The sequence below is a fragment of the Pseudomonas sp. 9AZ genome, assembly GCF_902506525.1.
Lineage (GTDB): Bacteria > Pseudomonadota > Gammaproteobacteria > Pseudomonadales > Pseudomonadaceae > Aquipseudomonas > Aquipseudomonas peli.
Genome location: NZ_LR733840.1, coordinates 2467476 through 2486366, shown reverse-complemented (window position 1 = coordinate 2486366; position 18891 = coordinate 2467476). Strand labels below are relative to the sequence as shown.

Genomic DNA, 18891 nt, shown 5'->3' with positions numbered 1-18891 from the left:
CGGTTTGCTGGGACGACCTAGAATGCGGCGTCACCGCTCCAACCCGCATCGGGCAGAGGGTGTGGTGCTGGTTGCGAGGCGTTTATGCACATTTCTTCCGGTCGTTGGCTCTACGGTCTGTTTCTCGCGCTGCTGACCGCCGTGCTGTGGGGCGTGCTGCCGATCAAACTCAAGGAAGTGCTGCAGGTCATGGACCCGGTCACGGTGACTTGGTATCGCCTGCTGGTTTCCGGCTCTATTTTGTTGGCCTATCTGGCTGCCAGTCAGCGCTTACCCGCGTTTCGTCCGCTGGGCAAGAAAGGTGGCGGGCTTCTGCTGCTGGCGATTGCCGGGCTGACCGGCAACTATGTGCTGTATTTGACGGGGCTTAACCTGCTTAGCCCTGGCACGACTCAGCTAGTGATTCAGGTAGCCCCGATTCTGTTGCTTGTCAGCAGTATTTTTATCTTTCGCGAGCGATTCAGCGTTGGCCAAGGGCTTGGCTTGTTGGTACTGCTGGTCGGTTTTGCTTTGTTCTTCAACCAGCGTCTGGATGAGCTACTGACCTCGCTGACGGCCTACACCACCGGTGTATTGATCGTATTGCTGGCGGCGTTTGTTTGGACGTTCTACGGCTTGGCGCAAAAGCAACTGTTGACGGTGTGGAATTCGCTGCAGGTGATGATGGTGATCTACCTGGCCTGCGCTGTATTGCTGACGCCCTGGGCACACCCGCTGCAAGCACTCGAGCTCAACCCGTTACAGGGGTGGCTGCTGTTCGCTTGCTGCCTGAACACCCTGGTGGCGTATGGCGCGTTTGCCGAAGCATTGGCGCATTGGGAGGCTTCGCGGGTCAGCGCCGCATTGGCGATTACGCCGTTGGTGACGTTTGCGTCGGTGGCCCTGGCTGCCAGTTGGTGGCCTGACCATGTGCAGCCCGAACAGATCAACTGGTTGGCCTATGGCGGCGCCGTGCTGGTGGTGCTGGGCTCGGCGCTGACGGCGCTGGGGCCGTCATTGTTGGCGGGTTGGCGGACCCGCAAGGCGCGTTTGGCTGCTCTGACGTAAGTAACGCTCAGGCCCGGCTGCCGAGCGTTTCTGCACGGCGTAACCAACTCTGACGTTGCTCTTCGCTGGAAGGGCGCACCGGCGCGAATTCGGCCAGGCGGCGAGTTTTGATGCCGCTGAAACCGAGGATGGTGCGAGTCATCTGCCGATGCCCGGGGGCGCCATAAATCCAGCGGAAGTACCAGGGCGGGGTATCCATGGTCACCAGCAGGTCAGCCGTGCGCCCCGTCAGCAGCTTGTCCCAGAGTTGCGAGCGGTTGCGGTACTTGAAGGCGAAACCGGGTAGAAAGGTGCGGTCAAAAAAACCTTTAAGCAGCGCCGGAATACCGCCCCACCAGACCGGATAAACGAAGACCAGATGCTCGGCCCAGTGAATCTGCCGCTGCGCCTCCAGTAGGTCGGGCTCCAGCTGCTGGCTCTGCTCATAGCCGTCGCGCAGTACCGGGTCATAGATCATTTCACCCAGCTTCAGCTGGCGTACCACGTGGCCCTTGCTGCGTGCGCCTTGAGCGTAAGCTTCACCGAGGGCATGGCAGAAGCTGTTGCTTTTCGGTGTGCCGAGAATCATCAGGATGCGTTTGCCATCACCTTCCAGTGGCGTTGCGCCGCTCTTTGCCGCTTCACTCATGTTGACCTGCCTCCAGCATGTTTTCAGGACGCACCCAGGCGTCGAATTGTTCGTTGCTTAGGTAGCCCAACTGCAGTGCTGCTTCGCGCAAGCTGGTGCCGTCCTGGTAGGCCTGTTTGGCGATTTTTGCGGCTTTGTCATAGCCGATATGCGGGTTCAGCGCCGTGACCAGCATCAGACCGCGTTCAAGGTGCTCGGCCATTTTCCCTGCGTCCGGTTGCAGGCCCACGACGCAGTGTTGCTGGAAGTTATGGCAGCCATCCGCCAGCAAGCGGATCGATTGCAGCAGGTTGTGAATGATCACCGGCTTGAATACGTTGAGTTGCAGATGGCCCTGGCTTGCGGCAAAGGTAATCGTGGTGTCGTTACCCAGTACCTGACACGCCAGCATAGACAGCGCCTCGCATTGAGTCGGGTTGACCTTGCCCGGCATGATCGAGCTGCCTGGCTCATTGGCCGGCAAGCGCACCTCGGCCAAGCCGGCACGCGGGCCGGAACCCAGCAACCGCAGATCGTTAGCCAGTTTCATAAGGGCCACCGCCAGAGTTTTCAAGGCACCGGACAGCGCCACCAAAGGTTCATGGCCGGAGAGGGCGGCAAACTTGTTCGGCGCACTGACCAGTGGCAGGCCACTTAAGGCGGCCAGTTCGGCAGCCATAGCATCGGCAAAGCCCTGCGGTGAATTCAGTCCGGTGCCGACGGCCGTACCGCCTTGGGCCAGTTCGCAGACGGCTGGCAGCGCAGCCTGGATGGCGCGTTCGGCATAACCCAGCTGCGCGACAAAGGCCGATAGCTCCTGGCCGAAGGTTATCGGTGTGGCGTCCATCATGTGTGTGCGACCGGTCTTGACCAGCCGAGCATGCCGTTCAGCCTGCTCCTGCAAGCCATCACGCAGTTCGCGCAGTGCGGGCAGAAGTTGCTGCTGCACCGCTTGCACAGCGGCGATATGCATGGCGGTTGGGAAGCTGTCGTTCGAGCTTTGCGCGCGGTTGACGTGGTCGTTGGGGTGCACCGGTGTTTTGCCACCACGGCCGTTGCCGGCCAGTTCATTGGCGCGCCCAGCGATCACTTCATTAACGTTCATATTGCTCTGCGTACCGCTGCCGGTCTGCCAGACCACCAGGGGAAATTGCTCATCATGCTGGCCGGCTAAGACTTCATTGGCGGCTTGCTCAATCAGCCGGGCCAGATCTGCGGGCAATTCACCGATACGCTGATTAACCCGCGCCGCAGCTTTCTTGATCAGCGCCAGGGCATGCACCACTGGCAAGGGCATGCGCTCCTGGCCGATGGCGAAGTTGATCAGCGAGCGCTGAGTCTGTGCGCCCCAGTAGGCTTCATCCGGTACGTCGATGGGGCCGAGGCTGTCGGTTTCAGTGCGGCTCATGGCGATTCTCCTGAGGGTTGAACGTGCAGCAAGCAACTTGCCCGGCGGGTGGATACCCGCCCGGGTGTATTTCAGCTTAGGTTGCGATGCAGCAGGAGAGGTTCAACCGCAATGGCCGATTACCAACGGGCGCGGGTTTCACCGAGCCAGCCAAGGGCGTTGCTGACTGGCACTCGTTCACCTTCCGGACCGCGTAAAACCCCCTCGAAATGTCCGAACCACTGCTGCGTATCTGCATAAAACGGCCCGAGACGGCGGTAGGCCTGGTGACGCTGACGTGGGGTGAAGGTCAGCTGTACGGCATTATCCGGGCTGCGCAGTTGCCAGGGCGCCAGGGGGTTGTGCGGCGCCTGAGTGATGGCAATGGGGATATCCAGATGCTGCAACTCGCCACCAAACCACAGGGTGTTTTCCGACAGGCCACTGTGATCCGTCCAGCCAGAGCCGAAGTTGCCGGCGATGCCACCCGGCGCGGCAAAAGCGGCGCGGGTCCAGTGACTATTGAGCGGCCAGACACCACGGCCGAAATCCAGTGAGGCAAAGCTTTGCCCATTTACACAGCTGTAATGCTGTTTGCCCAGTTGCACGATGCCACTGCATGGCAGGCCTAGCTGACGACTGGTGGCGTGAAAGCTATGCGGGCCAAGCGGGGCGACTAGGTTGACCGAATCCAGGTGGCTAGGGCGCTGAATGTCCAGGGCGACTTGCAGTGGTTGCCCGCCAATATCCGGTGCATTGATGGTGATACGGGTGCGTCCGGTGTGTTCAGCCACGCGCAGTTGTAGGCGTGGGTGGTTGAATTCGTGGCTTGCCTGCGGCTGGTCTGGCAGGTCACAGCCACGGCCGAACAGGCGGTACTGGCTGTAGGCGACGGCTTGGCCGCTTTGCAGATCAAGGAAGTAGGCGGCGGCGTAACCCAGGTAGTCGAGGTCGGCCTGGGTGAAGGAGAGCATCCACTGCGGGGTGGTGATGCACCAATGGTTCCAGCGTTTGCGCCGACCGAAGTGCCCGGGTATGGCGCAATCGATCATGGGTCTTGGCGACCAGCCGATGGCCTGCGGGTTGAGCAGGCCGCGGCTGTCGCATAGTGCGATGGCGGCAAAAGGCTCTGGGTGAGTGAAACTGTTCATCGACACGTCCATGTGTGTGCTGGCGCCTACCTTGTGGGCTCAAAGGCGCGCTGAAGCAGAAGATGGCTTATCTCGTCGAGCATGCACAGGCGCAGACCTGCTCGGCAAGTGCTGGCATTTTGGCCTTTAACCAGGCAGTGCGCCAGTGCACAGTTGTAGCGTGAATCAATCGATGCTCTGACTAGCTTGAGTGTGACCCGTGGTTGGGCACAAAATGCCGGCAATTGGGTCCAACAGCACTCATGCCCTTTCTCAGGAGTAGTACATGTCACGTTTACCTGCCTTTTGCGCTGCCCTAATACTGACGTGCGGTAGTGCTCAGGTGCTCGCCGATGCCAAAAGCCACGCGGCTGATGCTGAGCGCTTCCTGCTGCTGGCTCGCGCTGACAAGCTGGCTGTTCCGGTGTATGCCCAGGTGCAGCAGATGTTTGCCCAGCGTTTTGCCGAAAGTAATGCGCCGCAGAGCGAGAAGGCTGTGCTGGAAACCTACCAGGCTCAGGCCAATGCGGCTTTGGAACAGGCCGTGGGTTGGGACAAGCTCAAGCCGGATATGGTCAAGCTCTACACCAGCAACTTCAACGAGCAGGAAATGAAGGACCTGATCCGTTTCTACGAGTCGCCGCTGGGCAAGAAAGTCCTCGAGAAGATGCCAACTCTGACCGCACAGTCGGCGCAGCTGACCCAGGGCAAGCTGGAAGCCGCCGTGCCTAAGGTCAATCAGCTGTTGGCAGAAATGACTACCAAGCTGACTCCAAAGAAGCCCTGAGTGACAGTCCCTATGCCGAAGATCGATTTGTTGCAGGCCGCTCTGGCAAGCCTGCAGCCCCAGCAGCTCGATGTGCTGGATGAAAGCCATATGCACAGCCGGGGGCTGGAAACCCATTACAAGGCGGTGATCGTCAGCGAGCAGTTTGCTGGCCTGAATGCGGTTAAACGCCATCAGAAAGTCTACGCCGCCGTAGGTGAACTGATGGGGCAGATCCATGCCCTGGCGCTGCATACCTACACACCCGATGAGTGGACACAGCAGGGCGTGGCTCCGGCTTCGCCGACCTGCAAGGGCGGCCACTGAGAACCTGCTTACGATCTCGCGAGCTAGAGCCCCGTAAGGCAAAAGCAGGCGAGGACGCGCAGTGTACGAGTTGTACATGAGCATCCGAGCCTGCTTTTAACGCAGCAGGGCCGACGCGCAGCAGATCGTAAACAGGTTCTGAGGCAATTCGCCTCTACACGTCGCTTCTCAAGGGCAGTAAACTGCGCACCCCGCCGGCCTAGCGCCGGCGGTTTTGATTGTGACCCGCCTTCCATGGCGGCCACCCCTGCGGGGCCGTCGCGAAGCGACGTCAAAAATTGCTCCCGGCAATTTTTTGTGGCCCTCCAGCCTGGCAAAGCCGCTGCTGGTCACGTTTGTATCCCGGTCCGCCCTTTACGTGGGCGACTACTGAAGGATTTGCTTATGACTGACAAGATCGTTGTCGCCGCGCTGTATAAGTTCGTTTCCCTGCCTGACTTCCATGACCTGCGTGAGCCGCTGCTGCAATGCATGCTGGATAACGCGGTAAAGGGCACCTTGCTGCTGGCCGAAGAGGGCATCAATGGCACCGTCTCCGGCTCGCGTGCCGGTATCGATGGCCTGATGGCATGGTTTGATCTCGATCCGCGTCTGGCCGATATCGACCACAAGGAATCCTACTGCGACGAGCAGCCGTTCTATCGCACCAAGGTCAAGCTGAAGAAGGAAATCGTCACCCTGGGCGTGCCCGGCGTCGATCCGAACCAGAAGGTCGGCACCTATGTTGAGCCCAAGGACTGGAACGCGCTGATCTCAGACCCCGAAGTGCTGCTAATCGATACGCGCAACGACTACGAAGTGTCGATTGGCACCTTCGAGGGCGCGGTAGACCCGAAAACCAAGTCGTTCCGTGAGTTTCCCGATTACATCAAAGCCCACTTCGACCCGGCAAAACACAAGAAGGTCGCAATGTTTTGTACCGGAGGCATCCGCTGCGAGAAGGCTTCCAGCTATATGCTCGGTGAGGGCTTTGAGGAGGTGTTCCACCTCAAGGGCGGCATCCTCAAGTACCTCGAAGAAGTGCCGCAGGAAGAGACCAAATGGCAGGGCGACTGCTTCGTTTTCGATAACCGGGTTACTGTGCGTCACGACCTGAGCGAAGGCGATTACGACCAATGCCACGCCTGCCGCACGCCGGTATCGGTGGAAGATCGTCAGTCCGAGTTTTACACCCCGGGCGTAAGTTGCCCGCATTGCTGGGATTCGCTGCCGGAGAAAACCCGCGCCGGCGCACGCGAGCGTCAACGGCAGATTGAATTGGCTAAAGAGCGCAATCAGCCGCACCCACTGGGCTACAACCCCCGACAAAATCGCGAGGCTTAAGCATGCACGCACGCCTGCTCTATGTGATGGACCCGATGTGTTCATGGTGCTGGGGTTTTGCCCCAGTGCTGGAGTCCCTCGCTGAGCAAGCGGCTGCGGCAGGTGTAGGGCTGGGGTTAGTGATGGGCGGGTTGCGCCGTGATGGTGTGGCTATTGATGCCGCCGCCCGTGTGCGATACCTGGGCTATTGGCAGGCGGTCAATGCCAGCACCGGGCAGCTATTCAACTTCAATGCCGGTTTGCCTGAGGGGTTGGTCTATGACACTGAACCGGCTTGCCGCGCTTTGGTGACTGCACGCAACCTGGCGCCCGAGCTGGTCTGGCCGCTGGCCCGACTGATTCAGCGGGCGTTCTACACCGAAGGGGTGGATGTCACCCGCGCCAGTGTGCTGGTGGAGTTGGCCGAGCGCGCCGGGATTCCGCGCATCGTGTTTGCCGAAGCCTTCGACAGCGCTGCACAGCGCGCCGCCACCGCCGCTGACTTCAGCTGGACCCAAGATCTGGGCATTGCCGGCTTTCCCACGCTGCTCGCTGAGCGCAACGGCCAACTGGCGCTGTTGACCAACGGCTATCAACCCCTGGACGTGTTGCAGCCCTTGCTGACGCGCTGGCTGGAGCGGGTTGCCCATGCCTGATCGTTTGAGTTGGGCGGAAGTTCGTCGGCTGGCCCTGCAGCACAAGAAGGCGTTGATCTGGGCCAACCTGGTTGCCGTGCTGGCCACTCTATGTAGCGTGCCGATCCCGCTGTTGCTGCCGCTGTTGGTCGACGAAGTGCTGCTCAACGACGGTGACGCCGCGCTCAAGGTGATGGATAACTTCCTGCCGGCGCACTGGGAAACCGCTGCCGGCTATATCGGCCTGATGCTGGTGCTGACCCTGTTTCTGCGCGGCGGTGCGCTGGTGTTCAACGTGCTGCAGGCGCGGCTGTTCGCCCGCTTGTCGAAGGACATCGTCTATCGCATCCGCATTCGCCTGATCGAACGGCTCAAGCGGATTTCCCTTGGCGAATATGAAAGCCTCGGCGGCGGCACCGTGACCACGCACCTGGTTACCGACCTCGATACCCTGGATAAGTTTGTCGGCGAAACCCTTAGCCGTTTTCTGGTGGCCATGCTCACTCTGGCCGGTACCTCGGCGATCCTGATCTGGATGCACTGGCAGCTGGCGCTGCTGATCCTGTTGTTCAACCCGCTGGTGATCTACGCCACGGTGCAACTGGGCAAGCGCGTCAAGCACCTGAAGAAGCTGGAGAACGACAGCACTTCGCGCTTTACCCAGGCGCTGACCGAAACCCTCGACGCGATTCAGGAAATCCGTGCCGGCAACCGCCAGGGCTTCTTCCTCGGTCGCCTCGGTGGTCGTGCCAAGGAAGTGCGCGACTACGCCGTGGCCTCGCAGTGGAAGACCGATGCCTCGAATCGCGCCAGCGGCCTGCTGTTCCAGTTTGGCATCGACGTGTTCCGCGCTGCGGCTATGCTTACCGTGTTGTTCTCCGACCTGTCGATTGGCCAGATGCTCGCGGTGTTCAGCTACCTGTGGTTTATGATCGGCCCGGTCGAGCAGCTGCTCAGCCTGCAATACGCCTTCTACGCAGCCGGCGGCGCGCTAACGCGGATCAACGAGCTGCTGGCGCGCAAGGATGAGCCGCAGTATCCCGGCCGCGTCGATCCGTTCAAGGGCCGCGACACCGTGGGTATCGAAGTCAGTGGTTTGACCTTTGCCTATAACGACGAGCCGGTGCTTAACCAGCTCAACCTGAGCATCGCCCCAGGCGAGAAGGTCGCTATTGTCGGCGCCAGCGGCGGCGGCAAGAGCACCCTGGTGCAGCTGCTGCTCGGGCTGTATACGCCGCAGGCTGGGACTATTCGGTTTGGCGGCAGCAGCCAGGAAGAGATTGGCCTGGAAGGCGTACGTGAGCATGTGGCGGTGGTGTTGCAGCATCCGGCGCTGTTCAACGACACGGTGCGCGCCAACCTGTGCATGGGCCGGGAGCGGGGCGATGACGCCTGCTGGCGCGCCCTGGAAATTGCTCAGCTGGCCGACACCATTCACGGCTTGCCGCAAGGTCTGGACAGCATCGTCGGCCGCTCCGGTGTGCGCCTGTCTGGCGGTCAGCGTCAGCGTCTGGCCATTGCCCGTATGGTGCTGGCCGAGCCGAAAGTGGTGATTTTGGATGAGGCCACCTCGGCCCTGGACGCCGCTACCGAATACGCCTTGCACCAGGCGCTCAACCAGTTTCTGCATGGCCGCACCACGCTGATCATCGCTCACCGCCTGAGTGCGGTTAAGCAGGCCGATCGGGTGCTGGTGTTCGACGGCGGCAGCATCGCCGAAGACGGCGGCCACCAGGAGTTGATTGCCGAAGGCGGGCTCTACGCCAAGCTCTACGGCCATCTGCAGCACTAAAAAAGCATTAAACGCACCGTTATTTCGCGGGCATGGCCTGCTCCTACCCGCGTAGGAGCGGGCCATGCCCGCGATTTGTTGTGAGTTTCAATCAGGCCTGAGTCCCTGCGACCTCGCACCTGGCAGTTAAATCGACCGCTTTGTAAATCTATCGTTACGCATGGTGAGTGCTTTCGGTCAGCATTCCCGCTGTTTCTCTAGCTGTATTAAAAACTTGCCGAAAGCCATGGCCAAGCCTGGGGCAGGGCGCTCTGGGCTGGCTTGTTAGCGGGCCTGTGCTCGGTTGTTATGAGGTCAATCCCGCTGACGCAGCGGCTGATCAAAACAACAACGAGGAGGCGCAATGAACGCCGTGAACAAGATCGAACAGCACAACCCTATCGGTACCGACGGCTTCGAGTTCGTTGAATACACCGCGCCGACCCCGGAAGGCATCCAGCAGCTGCGTGAGCTGTTCACTGCCATGGGCTTTACCGAAACCGCCAAGCACCGCTCGAAAGAGGTCTGGCTGTTCCAGCAGAACGACATCAACTTCGTGCTTAACGGCAGCCCCATCGGGCACGTGCGCGAGTTCGGTCTTAAACACGGCCCGAGTGCCTGCGCCATGGCCTTCCGCGTGCAGAACGCCGCTCAGGCAGCGGCTTATGTGGAATCCCAGGGCGCCAAACTGGTCGGTAGTCACGCCAACTTCGGCGAGCTGAACATCCCCTGCGTCGAGGGTATCGGCGGCTCCTTGCTGTATCTGGTGGACCGCTTCGGCGACAAGAGCATCTACGACGTCGATTTCGAGTACATCGAAGGCCGCACGCCGAACGACAATGCGGTCGGGCTGAAAGAGCTGGACCACCTGACTCACAACGTCAAACGCGGGCAGATGGATGTGTGGTCAGGCTTCTACGAGCGCATCGCCAACTTCCGCGAGATCCGCTACTTCGACATCGAAGGCAAGCTCACCGGCCTGCTGTCGCGCGCCATGACCGCGCCGTGCGGCAAGATTCGCATCCCGATCAACGAGTCGGCCGACGACAAGTCGCAGATTGAGGAATTTATCCGCGAGTACCAGGGCGAGGGTATCCAGCATATCGCCCTGAGCACCGAAGACATCTACGCCACCGTGCGCCAGCTGCGCGCCAATGGCGTGCAATTCATGGTCACCCCCGGCACCTATTACGACAAAGTCGACACCCGCGTGGCCGGGCATGGCGAGCCGACGGATGTACTGCGCGAACTGAGCATCCTGATCGACGGCGCGCCGGGCGATGACGGCATCCTGCTGCAGATTTTCACCAATACAGTGATTGGCCCGATCTTCTTCGAGATCATCCAGCGCAAGGGCAACCAGGGCTTTGGCGAGGGCAACTTCAAAGCGCTGTTCGAGTCCATCGAGGAAGACCAGATCAAGCGCGGCGTGATTTCCGCGGACTGATAGCGGGTTCGGCCCCGCAACCGGGGCCGGGTTTATCCACGATGGAGTTCTGTTATGAGCCGTAACTGGATCAGTTTTCCCCTGCGTGAAGGCGAGTGTTCGCGTCAGGCGCACTGCGACTTTCCCGAAGGCACTTACGAGCGCGAGATGGGCCGCGAGGGTTTCTTCGGGCCTACGGCGCACTTGCACCACAAGCATCCACCCACTGGCTGGATCGATTGGCAGGGGCCGCTGCGCCCGCATGCGTTCAACTTCAATGATATTTCCAGCGAGCGCGACTGCCCGCTTGCCGCGCCGCTGACCCTGCATAACAGCGATGTGAAGCTGCGCGTGTGGAAAACCCACGGCGCCATGCGTCATCTGGTGCGCAACGCCGATGGCGATGACCTGCTGTTTATCCATGAGGGGGCAGGGCACTTCTACTGCGACTTTGGTCATTTGACCTACCGCGATGGCGATTACCTGCTGATTCCGCGTGGCACCGCCTGGCGCATCGAGGCCAGCGAGCCGACCTTTATGCTGCTGATCGAAAGCACCGACGGTGCCTATCAGCTACCGGACAAGGGCCTGCTCGGCCCGCAGGCGATCTTCGATCCGGCGGTGCTCGATCATCCGCGTATCGATGACGCCTTCAAAGCCCAGCAGGACGAGAACACCTGGCAGATTCGCATCAAGCGCCGCGGCCAGATCAGCACCGTGACCTATCCCTACAACCCGTTGGATGTGGTCGGCTGGCATGGCGATAACACCGTGGTGCGCCTCAACTGGCGCGATATTCGCCCGCTGATGAGCCACCGTTATCATCTGCCGCCGTCGGCGCACACCACCTTCGTGGCCAATGGTTTTGTGATCTGCACCTTTACCCCTCGCCCGGTGGAAAGCGACCCCGGCGCGCTGAAGGTGCCGTTCTATCATAACAACGACGACTACGACGAAGTGCTGTTCTACCACCGTGGCAACTTCTTCAGCCGCGACAATATCGAGCAGGGCATGGTCACTCTGCATCCGTGCGGCTTCCCCCACGGCCCGCATCCCAAGGCGCTGAAAAAGGCGCAGACCGATCCGGCCACCTTTATCGATGAAGTGGCGGTGATGATCGATACCCGCCGCGCCCTGGAAGTCGGCGAAGCCGCCGCCGGGGTGGATGTTCCCGAATATGTGAATTCCTGGCGTGCGCCGGGCAAGGAATCCTGATGAAACTCGCATCACTGAAGCAAGGCCGCGACGGTGTACTCGTCGTGGTGTCCCGCGATCTAAGTCGCGCCACTGTAGTCCCGGCGATTGCCGTTACCCTACAAGCCGCGCTGGATAACTGGGCAGCGGCAAAGCCCAAGCTGGAGGCTGTGTATCAGCGTTTGAACGATGGTCTGGAAGAGGGCGCGTTTGCCTTCGATCAGGCGGCCTGCCACAGCCCATTGCCGCGCGCCTATCACTGGGCCGACGGCAGCGCCTACGTCAATCACGTGGAGCTGGTGCGCAAGGCGCGTGGCGCCGAAATTCCGGAAAGCTTCTGGCATGACCCGCTGATGTACCAAGGCGGTGCCGACTGCTTTATCCCGCCGCATAGCCCGATTCAGATGGCCGACGAAGCCTGGGGCATCGACCTGGAAGCCGAGATTGCGGTGATCACCGATGACGTGCCGATGGGCGCGACCGCTGCCGAGGCCGCCGGGCATATCCAGCTGCTGATGCTGGTCAACGATGTGTCACTGCGTAATTTGATTCCCGGCGAACTGGCCAAGGGCTTCGGTTTCTACCAGAGCAAGCCGTCGTCGAGTTTCTCGCCTGTGGCGATCACCCCGGATGAGTTGGGCGACACCTGGCGTGATGGCAAGGTGCATCGGCCGCTGGTGTCGCATATCAACGGCGCGCTGTTCGGCCAGCCGGATGCCGGCGTGGACATGACCTTCAACTTCCCGACCCTGGTCTCCCACGCCGCCAAGACCCGGCCGTTGTGCTGCGGCACCATCATCGGTTCCGGCACCGTGTCGAACTACGACCGCAGCGCGGGTTCCAGCTGCCTGGCAGAGAAACGCATGCTAGAAATCATCGAGAGCGGCGAGGCGAAAACCCCGTTCCTCAAGTTCGGTGACCGGGTGCGCATCGAAATGTTCGACGCCGCCGGCCATAGCCTGTTCGGCGCCATCGACCAGGCGGTGGAGCGTTATGAACACTGAGTTGACGCTCTACGGCTACTGGCGATCCAGCGCGGCCTACCGGGTGCGTATCGCGCTTAATCTCAAGGGTCTGGCCTACCAGCAAGTACCGGTACATCTGGTTAAGGACGGCGGTCAGCAGCATTCGGCCGAGTATCAGGCGCTGAATCCGCAGGAGCTGCTGCCCTTGCTGGTGGACAAAGGCAACGGCGGGGTGCGCATCGCCCAGTCGCTGGCGATTCTTGAATACCTTGATGAGGTGTTTCCGACGCCGGCGCTGCTGCCCAGCGATCCGGCGCAGCGTGCTCAGGTGCGCGCTCTGGCTCTGCATATCGCCTGTGATCTGCATCCGCTGAACAACCTGCGGGTGCTGCAGTATCTGACCGGAGAGCTTGGGGTGGGCGAGCCGGCCAAGGACGTTTGGTATCGCCATTGGCTGCACAAGGGGCTGGCTGCGGTCGAGGCTGGGCTGGCGGTATTCAATGATCGCCTGTCACTCGGCGAACGGCCCGGATATCTGGAAGCCTGTCTGGTTCCACAGCTGTATAATGCGCGCCGTTTTAACTGTGACCTTGATGCGTACCCGCGCATCCTCGCCATGGCGGCGCGTTGTGAGTCTCTGGATGCCTTTAAACAGGCGGCGCCGGAGGTGCAACCCGACGCTCAGTGATCCCAGCCGGCTTCGCCGCCGCTAGGGTCAGGCGAATCCGGCTCCATAAAAGCCTTGCCACTCCGCCGCGCCACAAGCGCTGCGGGTTCTATTTCGTCACAGATAAAAACAAACAGGTGACGCATGACCCGTGAAAAACCGAAGAACCTCTGGCTCTCGCGCTGGGGCTTTATTCTTGCTGCAACCGGCTCCGCTGTGGGCCTGGGCAATATCTGGAAATTCCCCTACATCACTGGCGAATACGGCGGTGGTGCGTTTGTACTGATGTACCTGGCCTGCATCCTGGCCATCGGTATTCCGGTGATGATGACCGAGATCGCCATTGGCCGGCGCGGCCGTGGCAGCCCCATCGATGCGATTGGTCGGGTGGTCAAGGAAAACGGCGGCAACCCACTGTGGAAAGCGGTCGGCGGCATGGCCATGCTGGCCGGCTTTATGATCCTGTGTTTCTACGTGGTAGTAGCCGGTTGGGCCTTTGCCTATACATGGAAGATGCTCGACGGCTCCTTGGCGGCCACCAGTGTCGAACAGTTGGGCGGGGTATTCGAAGCGCATAACGCCAACCCATGGCAACTCGGTGGCTGGAGCGTGTTGGTGGCGCTGCTGACCCTGTGGATTGTCGGCAAGGGCGTGCAGGCTGGTGTCGAAAAAGCCTTTCGCTGGATGATGCCGGGCCTGGCTGTAATGCTGATCGTACTGGTCGGCTATGCCTTCACCAGTGGCAGCTTCAAGGCCGGCTTTGATTTCCTGTTTACCTTCGATGCCTCGAAAATTACAGGCGAAGCGTTGCTGGCGGCTCTGGGCCATGCCTTCTTTACCCTGAGCCTGGCCTCCGGTGCGATTCTCACCTACGGCTCCTATATTCCCGACGGCCAGTCGATTACCCGTACCACCTTTATGGTGGTGGTCTGCGACACCTGCGTGGCGCTGCTGGCGGGGCTGGCGATCTTCCCGATCATATTCGCCAACGGCATGAGTCCGAGCGCGGGACCTGGCCTGATCTTTATGAGCTTGCCGCTGGCCTTCCAGCAGATGCCGTTTGGCACTGTCTTCGGTGTGTTGTTCTTCGCCATGGTGTCGGTGGCGGCGCTGACCTCGGCCATCTCGATGATCGAGGCACTGGTTGCCTATCTCAACGAGAAATACGGCGTCAGCCGGGTCAAGGCCGCTGCCGCGTCCGGTGCGGTGCTGCTGGTGATCAGTCTGCTGGCGATGCTCTCGTTCAACCTGCTGGCCGGTTGGACGCCGCTGGGCAAGAACTTCTTCGACTGGCTGGATTACCTGACTTCGCGCTGGATGATGCCGCTGGGCGGGATCTTCATGGTGCTGCTGGCCGGTTACGCCCTGCGCGATGAAATCATGCGTGATGAGCTGAACCTGCCGCCGCTGGGCTATGCACTTTGGCTGTTTATGGTGCGCTACGTCAGCCCGGTGCTGATCATGGTGGTGTTCCTCCACGCTCTGGGCTGGTTGATGTTTGACCCGATTGCCCAGTGGTACTGGATTGCTGGCGCCATTGGCTTGCTCGCGGTGCTCGGTGAAGTGCTGCGACCACGAGTCGTACCGGCGCTTGCCGGGCGTTAATCACGCCAAGCTGAGCCGCAATAGAGAAGGGCGCACGGGCAAAAGCCGTGCGCCTTTTTTCTTATTTACAGATTGGTCCGCCATAACCTTGGCGTGGGCTTTTTGGCGATAAATCGCCACTCTCGGTAAGGCATCAGCGGAAACATGCCGATAAGCCGGGTTATCCGCAGCTTTCGACCTTTGGCTTTATCTCGCTGAACAACGGTCAACGGCTCTGGCTCGGGCCTTGGCGCTGATACCTAAGCCCGGGTCAGGCCTCTGGCGCAAGGGTTGCAATAAAGCGGGGCTAAACTGCCATCAGTTGTTTATGAGCTTGCCTAGGCCGCCATCACGCCGCCTTGCTGCGCTCGATAATAAAAACGGAGTTGTTGCTATGTCCTCTTCTGCCGCGCGTCTGTTCGCCGATCTGTCTGTCGGAAAAAAGCTTATGTGTGGCTTCGGCCTGGTGCTGTTGCTCACAGTTGCCGTTACCGGCAGTGGCTTTCTGGCAGTGCAAGCCGTGTTGGATGGGCATGCCAGTACCAGTGGTTTGTCGGCAATCGATGCGCAGGTGTTGCAGGCGCGCCGCGCCGAGCGTGATTTTGCTCTGCGGCAGAACAGCGAGGCCGCCGCGCAGGTGCGTGAGCAGTTGGATCGGGTCGGCGCCACGCTCGCTCAGCAGCTGGCGGCCGCTTCCGGCGCCGATCAGGCGCGTCTGCAAAGCATGCAGCAGGCCATCGATGACTATCGCCGGCAGTTCGACAGCTTTGTCGAGCAGCAGAACAATGCCCGCGCGGCACGCACGCAGATGCGTGAAGCGGCGGGTGAGGCACGTGACCAGTTTGATGTGATCGAGCTGGATATGTATGACGCCGTGCGTGAGCTGCGCCTGGAAGGTGACAAGCTGCGCGGCAGCGACCCGCTGACTCTTGCGGAAACCGCCTCCGGCCTGAGCAAACGCATGCTCGATCTGCGCGGCCATGAGAGCCAGTACATCATCGATGGCTCGGCCGAGGCCCTGGAAGAGTGGACCTACATAAACGACGACCTGCAAACCGTCGCACGCAGCCTGATGGTTTGGCTGGATGACGATCAGAAAGGCGCCATCGAAACGGCTTTGAAGGCGTTGACCCTCTATCAGCAGGCATTCACTAATTACCAACAGGTACGCGGGCAGAGCCAGCAGAGCGAAGTGGCGATGGTTGAGCGTGCCCAGGCGGTGTTGGCCCTGGTGGATGAAGCCAAGGTCCAGCAGGAGCAGGCCATGGCCGCTGATAGCCGCCAGGCCATGCTGTTGCTCGGCGCGATGGGCATTGCGGCGGTGATTATCGGCATGCTGGCGGCGCTGACTATCTCCCGCTTGATTGTTGCGCCCTTGCAGCAGACCGTGGTGTTTGCCCAGCGCATTGCCGCTGGCGACCTGACCCATGACCTGCCACAGGATCGTCGTGACGAGCCTGGCCAACTGATGGCGGCCATGCAAGTGATGAGCGTGAGCCTGCGCACCCTGGTCGGCCGTATTGGCGGTGGCGTCAGCCAGATTGCTGCTGCCGCCGAGCAGCTGTCGGCGATTACCGCGCAGACCAGCGTTGGTGTGCAGAACCAGAAGATGGAAACCGAACAGACCGCCACTGCTATGCATGAAATGGCTGCAACCGTGCAGGAAGTGGCGCAGAACGCCGAGCAGGCTTCTTTGGCCGCCCGCGCCGCCGATCAGGAAGCGCAACAGGGCAACCAGGTGGTGCAACAAGCTGTCAGCCAGATCAGCAGCTTGGCCAGCGAAGTTGAAGAGTCTGCCGAAGCGATTGCCGCGCTGAATCAGGAAAGCGCTCGAATTGGCGGTGTGCTGGAGGTAATTCGCAATGTCGCCGAACAGACCAATCTGCTCGCGCTGAACGCCGCCATTGAAGCCGCGCGGGCCGGCGAGCAGGGGCGTGGTTTTGCGGTGGTGGCCGATGAAGTACGCGCCCTGGCGAAGCGCGCGCAGGACTCTACCGAAGAAATTGAAGGTCTGATCGCCAGCTTGCAGCGCCTGGCCAAGGGCGCCGTGGACAAGATGGACAGCAGCCGCAATCTGACGCAGCGCACTGTCACTCTGGCCGGCGAAGCTGGCGCTGCACTGGGCCGTATCACTCAGGCGGTGAGCACCATTGAGCAGATGAACCAGCAAATTGCTGCGGCCGCCGAAGAACAGAGCGCGGTGGCGGAAACCATCAGTGAAAGCGTGACGCGGGTGCGCGATATCGGCGAACAAAGCGCCAGTGCCAGTCAGCAAACAGCAACATCCAGTGCCGAACTGGCGCGCTTGGGCGTTGAGTTACAGGGGCTTGTGGCGCAGTTCCGCAGCTGATTGAGGTGCGAAACTCACCGAGCGGTTGGGCTCGGTGGGCTGACCAAGGGCATTGAGTAACCGGCTCAGCGCGTGGCTCAGGTCTGAAATTGCAGCACTGCGTTCTGCATGCTGCGCGCAACACGGTCGAGGCTTTGCGCCGCATTGGCCAACTCATTGACGGTGCGGCTGTTTTGTTGCGACATCTGCGCGATATGTTCGACTTGCTGTGCCACTTCACTGCTGGCACGGCTCTGCTCGTTGATGGTTTGCGATATTTCTTCCACCACTTCAGCTGCACGGTGCGCGCCGCCACGGATTTCGTTGATCGACTCACCGGCTTGACGAGCCAGCGCCACGCCATCACTGACCCGAGTGACCCCCGTCTGCATGCTGTTCACTGCTTGTTCGGTGCTACTACGGATGCGTTCGATCATCCCGGTGATTTCTTGGGTCGATTGCGCGGTACGTGCGGCGAGGTTACGTACTTCATCGGCTACCACGGCAAAGCCACGACCTGCTTCACCGGCGCGAGCAGCCTCAATGGCCGCGTTAAGTGCGAGCAGGTTGGTCTGTTCGGCAATGCTTTTGATCACCTGAATGATCGAGTGAATTTCTTCGGACGATTCGCCCAGCGCGGTGATGGTGGCGCTGGATTCATTGACGGCTTCGGCGATCCGGCTCATGCCATCGACCACGCCCATGATGACCTGGCCGCCGTTACTGGCCAGGTGTTCCGAGTGCGAAGAAATTTCCTGAGCATTGCGAGCATGGCCGGCAATTTGTTCGATGTTTTGCATCATCTGTTCCATCGCGCCAGCCATGCTGCTGGCGCTTTGTGATTCTTCTGTGGTGCTGTGCACGATGCTCTGCGAGGCACCGTTGAGGTTGCGCGCTGTTTGCTGCAACTGCTCACCTTCCTGGCGAATGTCATCAATCATTTGCCGAAGGTTGGTTTGCATATCCGCCAGTGCTTGCTGCAGCTGCCCGGCTTCATCGTTACTGTCGATGGTGATGGTGCTACGCAGGTTGCCTTGAGCAATATTGCGCGCCACCCCGATGATTTTCTCCAGTGGGCGCAAAACGGCTTTCATTAACTGGGTGGTGAGCAGGCACAGCAGGCAGCAGACCATCAGAATGCCGCCAATCAGCAACCAGGCCGCCTGTTGCACGGCGGCCTCGCCGTCGCTACGGGTTTTTGCCGAGTGCGTTTCGATCAGGCCGCTGAGGGCTTCGTTCTTTTCTTCCAGGTCGCCAAAGCTGGCATCGAAGGCCGCCATCTGTTGCCGTGCGGCCTGTGGGTCAGTCAGAGCCAGATTGACGATGCCCTCGGCCTGCTGAATGTAGCTGGCCAGGGCCGGCTGCGATTGGCTGATGGCCTGGCGAATATCCGCACTGAGCGGCAGTTTGGCGTTGTCATTCAGGGTACGGGTAAACCATTCGCTGTGCTCGCGTAGGTCATCGCGTACTTGGGTGACCGCCGCGCTGTCAGCGGGGTCGATATAGAAGGCGGCGAGTACATCGGCGCGCAGGGCGTCATGCATCATGTCGCCCTCCAGGTGGTTGCGCAGGGCGCTGACGCTCAGCTGATTCTCGTTGAGGGCACTGGCCAGCCGGGTTTGCCCCCAGAAACCAATGCTACCCAGCAGGGTGGCTGCGAGTACGCTGATAGCACCACAGGCGATCATTTTCTGCCGGATATTCATGGCTAGACTCCAACGGATAGAGGTTGGAGTTCAGCCTAGACCATGCGC

Annotated in this window: 16 protein-coding genes and 1 pseudogene; 13 read left to right on the top strand and 4 right to left on the bottom strand. The window is 60.6% G+C overall.

Going from position 1 to position 18891, the window contains the following annotated elements; genetic code table 11:
• Nucleotides 1-84: 84 nt before the first annotated feature.
• The gene (locus ALTER154_RS11480) at nucleotides 85-1047 is read left to right on the top strand and encodes a DMT family transporter (protein ID WP_160087148.1); all 963 of its coding nucleotides are present in this window, start codon (nucleotides 85-87) and stop codon (nucleotides 1045-1047) included.
• A gap of 7 nt (nucleotides 1048-1054) precedes the next feature.
• Here ALTER154_RS11480 and ALTER154_RS11475 read toward each other — a convergent pair whose 3' ends face one another.
• From ALTER154_RS11475 to ALTER154_RS11465, 3 genes are all read right to left on the bottom strand, one after another.
• Nucleotides 1055-1675, bottom strand: a complete 621-nt coding sequence (locus ALTER154_RS11475; RefSeq protein ID WP_160087146.1) for an NAD(P)H-dependent oxidoreductase — start codon at nucleotides 1673-1675, stop codon at nucleotides 1055-1057.
• Nucleotides 1668-3062 (bottom strand): class II fumarate hydratase, encoded by a 1395-nt coding sequence (locus tag ALTER154_RS11470; protein ID WP_160087144.1) that lies wholly within the window; start codon nucleotides 3060-3062, stop codon nucleotides 1668-1670. The genes ALTER154_RS11475 and ALTER154_RS11470 overlap by 8 nt, the downstream gene beginning before the upstream one ends.
• 119 nt (nucleotides 3063-3181) lie before the next feature.
• A complete protein-coding gene (locus tag ALTER154_RS11465; RefSeq protein WP_160087142.1) occupies nucleotides 3182-4192 on the bottom strand; it encodes a DUF2804 domain-containing protein in 1011 nt (336 codons plus the stop codon).
• Nucleotides 4193-4457: 265 nt separating this feature from the next.
• On the opposite strand from ALTER154_RS11465, the gene ALTER154_RS11460 reads away from it, so the two are divergent.
• From ALTER154_RS11460 to ALTER154_RS21280, 12 genes and pseudogenes are all read left to right on the top strand, one after another.
• A complete protein-coding gene (locus ALTER154_RS11460; protein ID WP_090253470.1) occupies nucleotides 4458-4958 on the top strand; it encodes a DUF2059 domain-containing protein in 501 nt (166 codons plus the stop codon).
• Between the two features lie 12 nt (nucleotides 4959-4970).
• Complete coding sequence (locus ALTER154_RS11455) at nucleotides 4971-5264, top strand: BolA family transcriptional regulator (protein ID WP_090253472.1); 294 nt, start codon at nucleotides 4971-4973, stop codon at nucleotides 5262-5264.
• Nucleotides 5265-5648: 384 nt separating this feature from the next.
• Nucleotides 5649-6587: a rhodanese-related sulfurtransferase gene (locus ALTER154_RS11450; protein WP_160087140.1), complete on the top strand. Its 939-nt coding sequence runs from the start codon at nucleotides 5649-5651 to the stop codon at nucleotides 6585-6587.
• A gap of 2 nt (nucleotides 6588-6589) precedes the next feature.
• The gene (locus ALTER154_RS11445) at nucleotides 6590-7222 is read left to right on the top strand and encodes a DsbA family protein (RefSeq protein ID WP_160087138.1); all 633 of its coding nucleotides are present in this window, start codon (nucleotides 6590-6592) and stop codon (nucleotides 7220-7222) included.
• On the top strand, nucleotides 7215-8993 hold the full coding sequence (locus tag ALTER154_RS11440) for an ABC transporter ATP-binding protein (RefSeq protein WP_160087136.1): 1779 nt from the start codon (nucleotides 7215-7217) through the stop codon (nucleotides 8991-8993). Before ALTER154_RS11445 ends, ALTER154_RS11440 begins: the two co-directional genes overlap by 8 nt.
• A gap of 343 nt (nucleotides 8994-9336) precedes the next feature.
• Nucleotides 9337-10419 (top strand): 4-hydroxyphenylpyruvate dioxygenase, encoded by a 1083-nt coding sequence (hppD, locus tag ALTER154_RS11435; RefSeq protein ID WP_160087134.1) that lies wholly within the window; start codon nucleotides 9337-9339, stop codon nucleotides 10417-10419.
• A gap of 54 nt (nucleotides 10420-10473) precedes the next feature.
• Nucleotides 10474-11613 (top strand): homogentisate 1,2-dioxygenase, encoded by a 1140-nt coding sequence (locus ALTER154_RS11430; protein WP_160087132.1) that lies wholly within the window; start codon nucleotides 10474-10476, stop codon nucleotides 11611-11613.
• Nucleotides 11613-12596, top strand: a complete 984-nt coding sequence (locus ALTER154_RS11425; RefSeq protein WP_160087130.1) for a fumarylacetoacetate hydrolase family protein — start codon at nucleotides 11613-11615, stop codon at nucleotides 12594-12596. Before ALTER154_RS11430 ends, ALTER154_RS11425 begins: the two co-directional genes overlap by 1 nt.
• A complete protein-coding gene (gene maiA, locus ALTER154_RS11420) occupies nucleotides 12586-13245 on the top strand; it encodes a maleylacetoacetate isomerase (RefSeq protein WP_160087128.1) in 660 nt (219 codons plus the stop codon). Before ALTER154_RS11425 ends, maiA begins: the two co-directional genes overlap by 11 nt.
• 123 nt (nucleotides 13246-13368) lie before the next feature.
• Complete coding sequence (locus tag ALTER154_RS11415; RefSeq protein WP_160087126.1) at nucleotides 13369-14829, top strand: sodium-dependent transporter; 1461 nt, start codon at nucleotides 13369-13371, stop codon at nucleotides 14827-14829.
• A gap of 307 nt (nucleotides 14830-15136) precedes the next feature.
• Nucleotides 15137-16300: pseudogene (locus ALTER154_RS21285) on the top strand (HAMP domain-containing protein); the annotation flags it as partial.
• Nucleotides 16277-17158, top strand: a complete 882-nt coding sequence (locus tag ALTER154_RS21280) for a methyl-accepting chemotaxis protein (protein ID WP_372239950.1) — start codon at nucleotides 16277-16279, stop codon at nucleotides 17156-17158. The pseudogene ALTER154_RS21285 and the gene ALTER154_RS21280, both read left to right, overlap by 24 nt.
• 77 nt (nucleotides 17159-17235) lie before the next feature.
• On the opposite strand, the gene ALTER154_RS11405 is transcribed toward ALTER154_RS21280, so the two are convergent.
• Nucleotides 17236-18843 carry a methyl-accepting chemotaxis protein gene (locus tag ALTER154_RS11405; protein WP_090253491.1) on the bottom strand — a complete coding sequence of 536 codons (1608 nt, stop codon included), beginning with the start codon at nucleotides 18841-18843 and terminating at the stop codon, nucleotides 17236-17238.
• Between the last annotated feature and the right edge of the window lie 48 nt (nucleotides 18844-18891).

Excerpts from the sequence above, each read along its gene's own strand:
- ALTER154_RS11480 (WP_160087148.1), top strand. The coding sequence starts at position 85 with ATGCACATTTCTTCCGGTCGTTGGCTCTACGGTCTGTTTCTCGCGCTG.
- ALTER154_RS11475 (WP_160087146.1), bottom strand. The coding sequence starts at position 1,675 with ATGAGTGAAGCGGCAAAGAGCGGCGCAACGCCACTGGAAGGTGATGGC.
- ALTER154_RS11470 (WP_160087144.1), bottom strand. The coding sequence starts at position 3,062 with ATGAGCCGCACTGAAACCGACAGCCTCGGCCCCATCGACGTACCGGAT.
- ALTER154_RS11465 (WP_160087142.1), bottom strand. The coding sequence starts at position 4,192 with ATGAACAGTTTCACTCACCCAGAGCCTTTTGCCGCCATCGCACTATGC.
- ALTER154_RS11460 (WP_090253470.1), top strand. The coding sequence starts at position 4,458 with ATGTCACGTTTACCTGCCTTTTGCGCTGCCCTAATACTGACGTGCGGT.
- ALTER154_RS11455 (WP_090253472.1), top strand. The coding sequence starts at position 4,971 with ATGCCGAAGATCGATTTGTTGCAGGCCGCTCTGGCAAGCCTGCAGCCC.
- ALTER154_RS11450 (WP_160087140.1), top strand. The coding sequence starts at position 5,649 with ATGACTGACAAGATCGTTGTCGCCGCGCTGTATAAGTTCGTTTCCCTG.
- ALTER154_RS11445 (WP_160087138.1), top strand. The coding sequence starts at position 6,590 with ATGCACGCACGCCTGCTCTATGTGATGGACCCGATGTGTTCATGGTGC.
- ALTER154_RS11440 (WP_160087136.1), top strand. The coding sequence starts at position 7,215 with ATGCCTGATCGTTTGAGTTGGGCGGAAGTTCGTCGGCTGGCCCTGCAG.
- hppD (WP_160087134.1), top strand. The coding sequence starts at position 9,337 with ATGAACGCCGTGAACAAGATCGAACAGCACAACCCTATCGGTACCGAC.
- ALTER154_RS11430 (WP_160087132.1), top strand. The coding sequence starts at position 10,474 with ATGAGCCGTAACTGGATCAGTTTTCCCCTGCGTGAAGGCGAGTGTTCG.
- ALTER154_RS11425 (WP_160087130.1), top strand. The coding sequence starts at position 11,613 with ATGAAACTCGCATCACTGAAGCAAGGCCGCGACGGTGTACTCGTCGTG.
- maiA (WP_160087128.1), top strand. The coding sequence starts at position 12,586 with ATGAACACTGAGTTGACGCTCTACGGCTACTGGCGATCCAGCGCGGCC.
- ALTER154_RS11415 (WP_160087126.1), top strand. The coding sequence starts at position 13,369 with ATGACCCGTGAAAAACCGAAGAACCTCTGGCTCTCGCGCTGGGGCTTT.
- ALTER154_RS21280 (WP_372239950.1), top strand. The coding sequence starts at position 16,277 with ATGGCGGCCATGCAAGTGATGAGCGTGAGCCTGCGCACCCTGGTCGGC.
- ALTER154_RS11405 (WP_090253491.1), bottom strand. The coding sequence starts at position 18,843 with ATGAATATCCGGCAGAAAATGATCGCCTGTGGTGCTATCAGCGTACTC.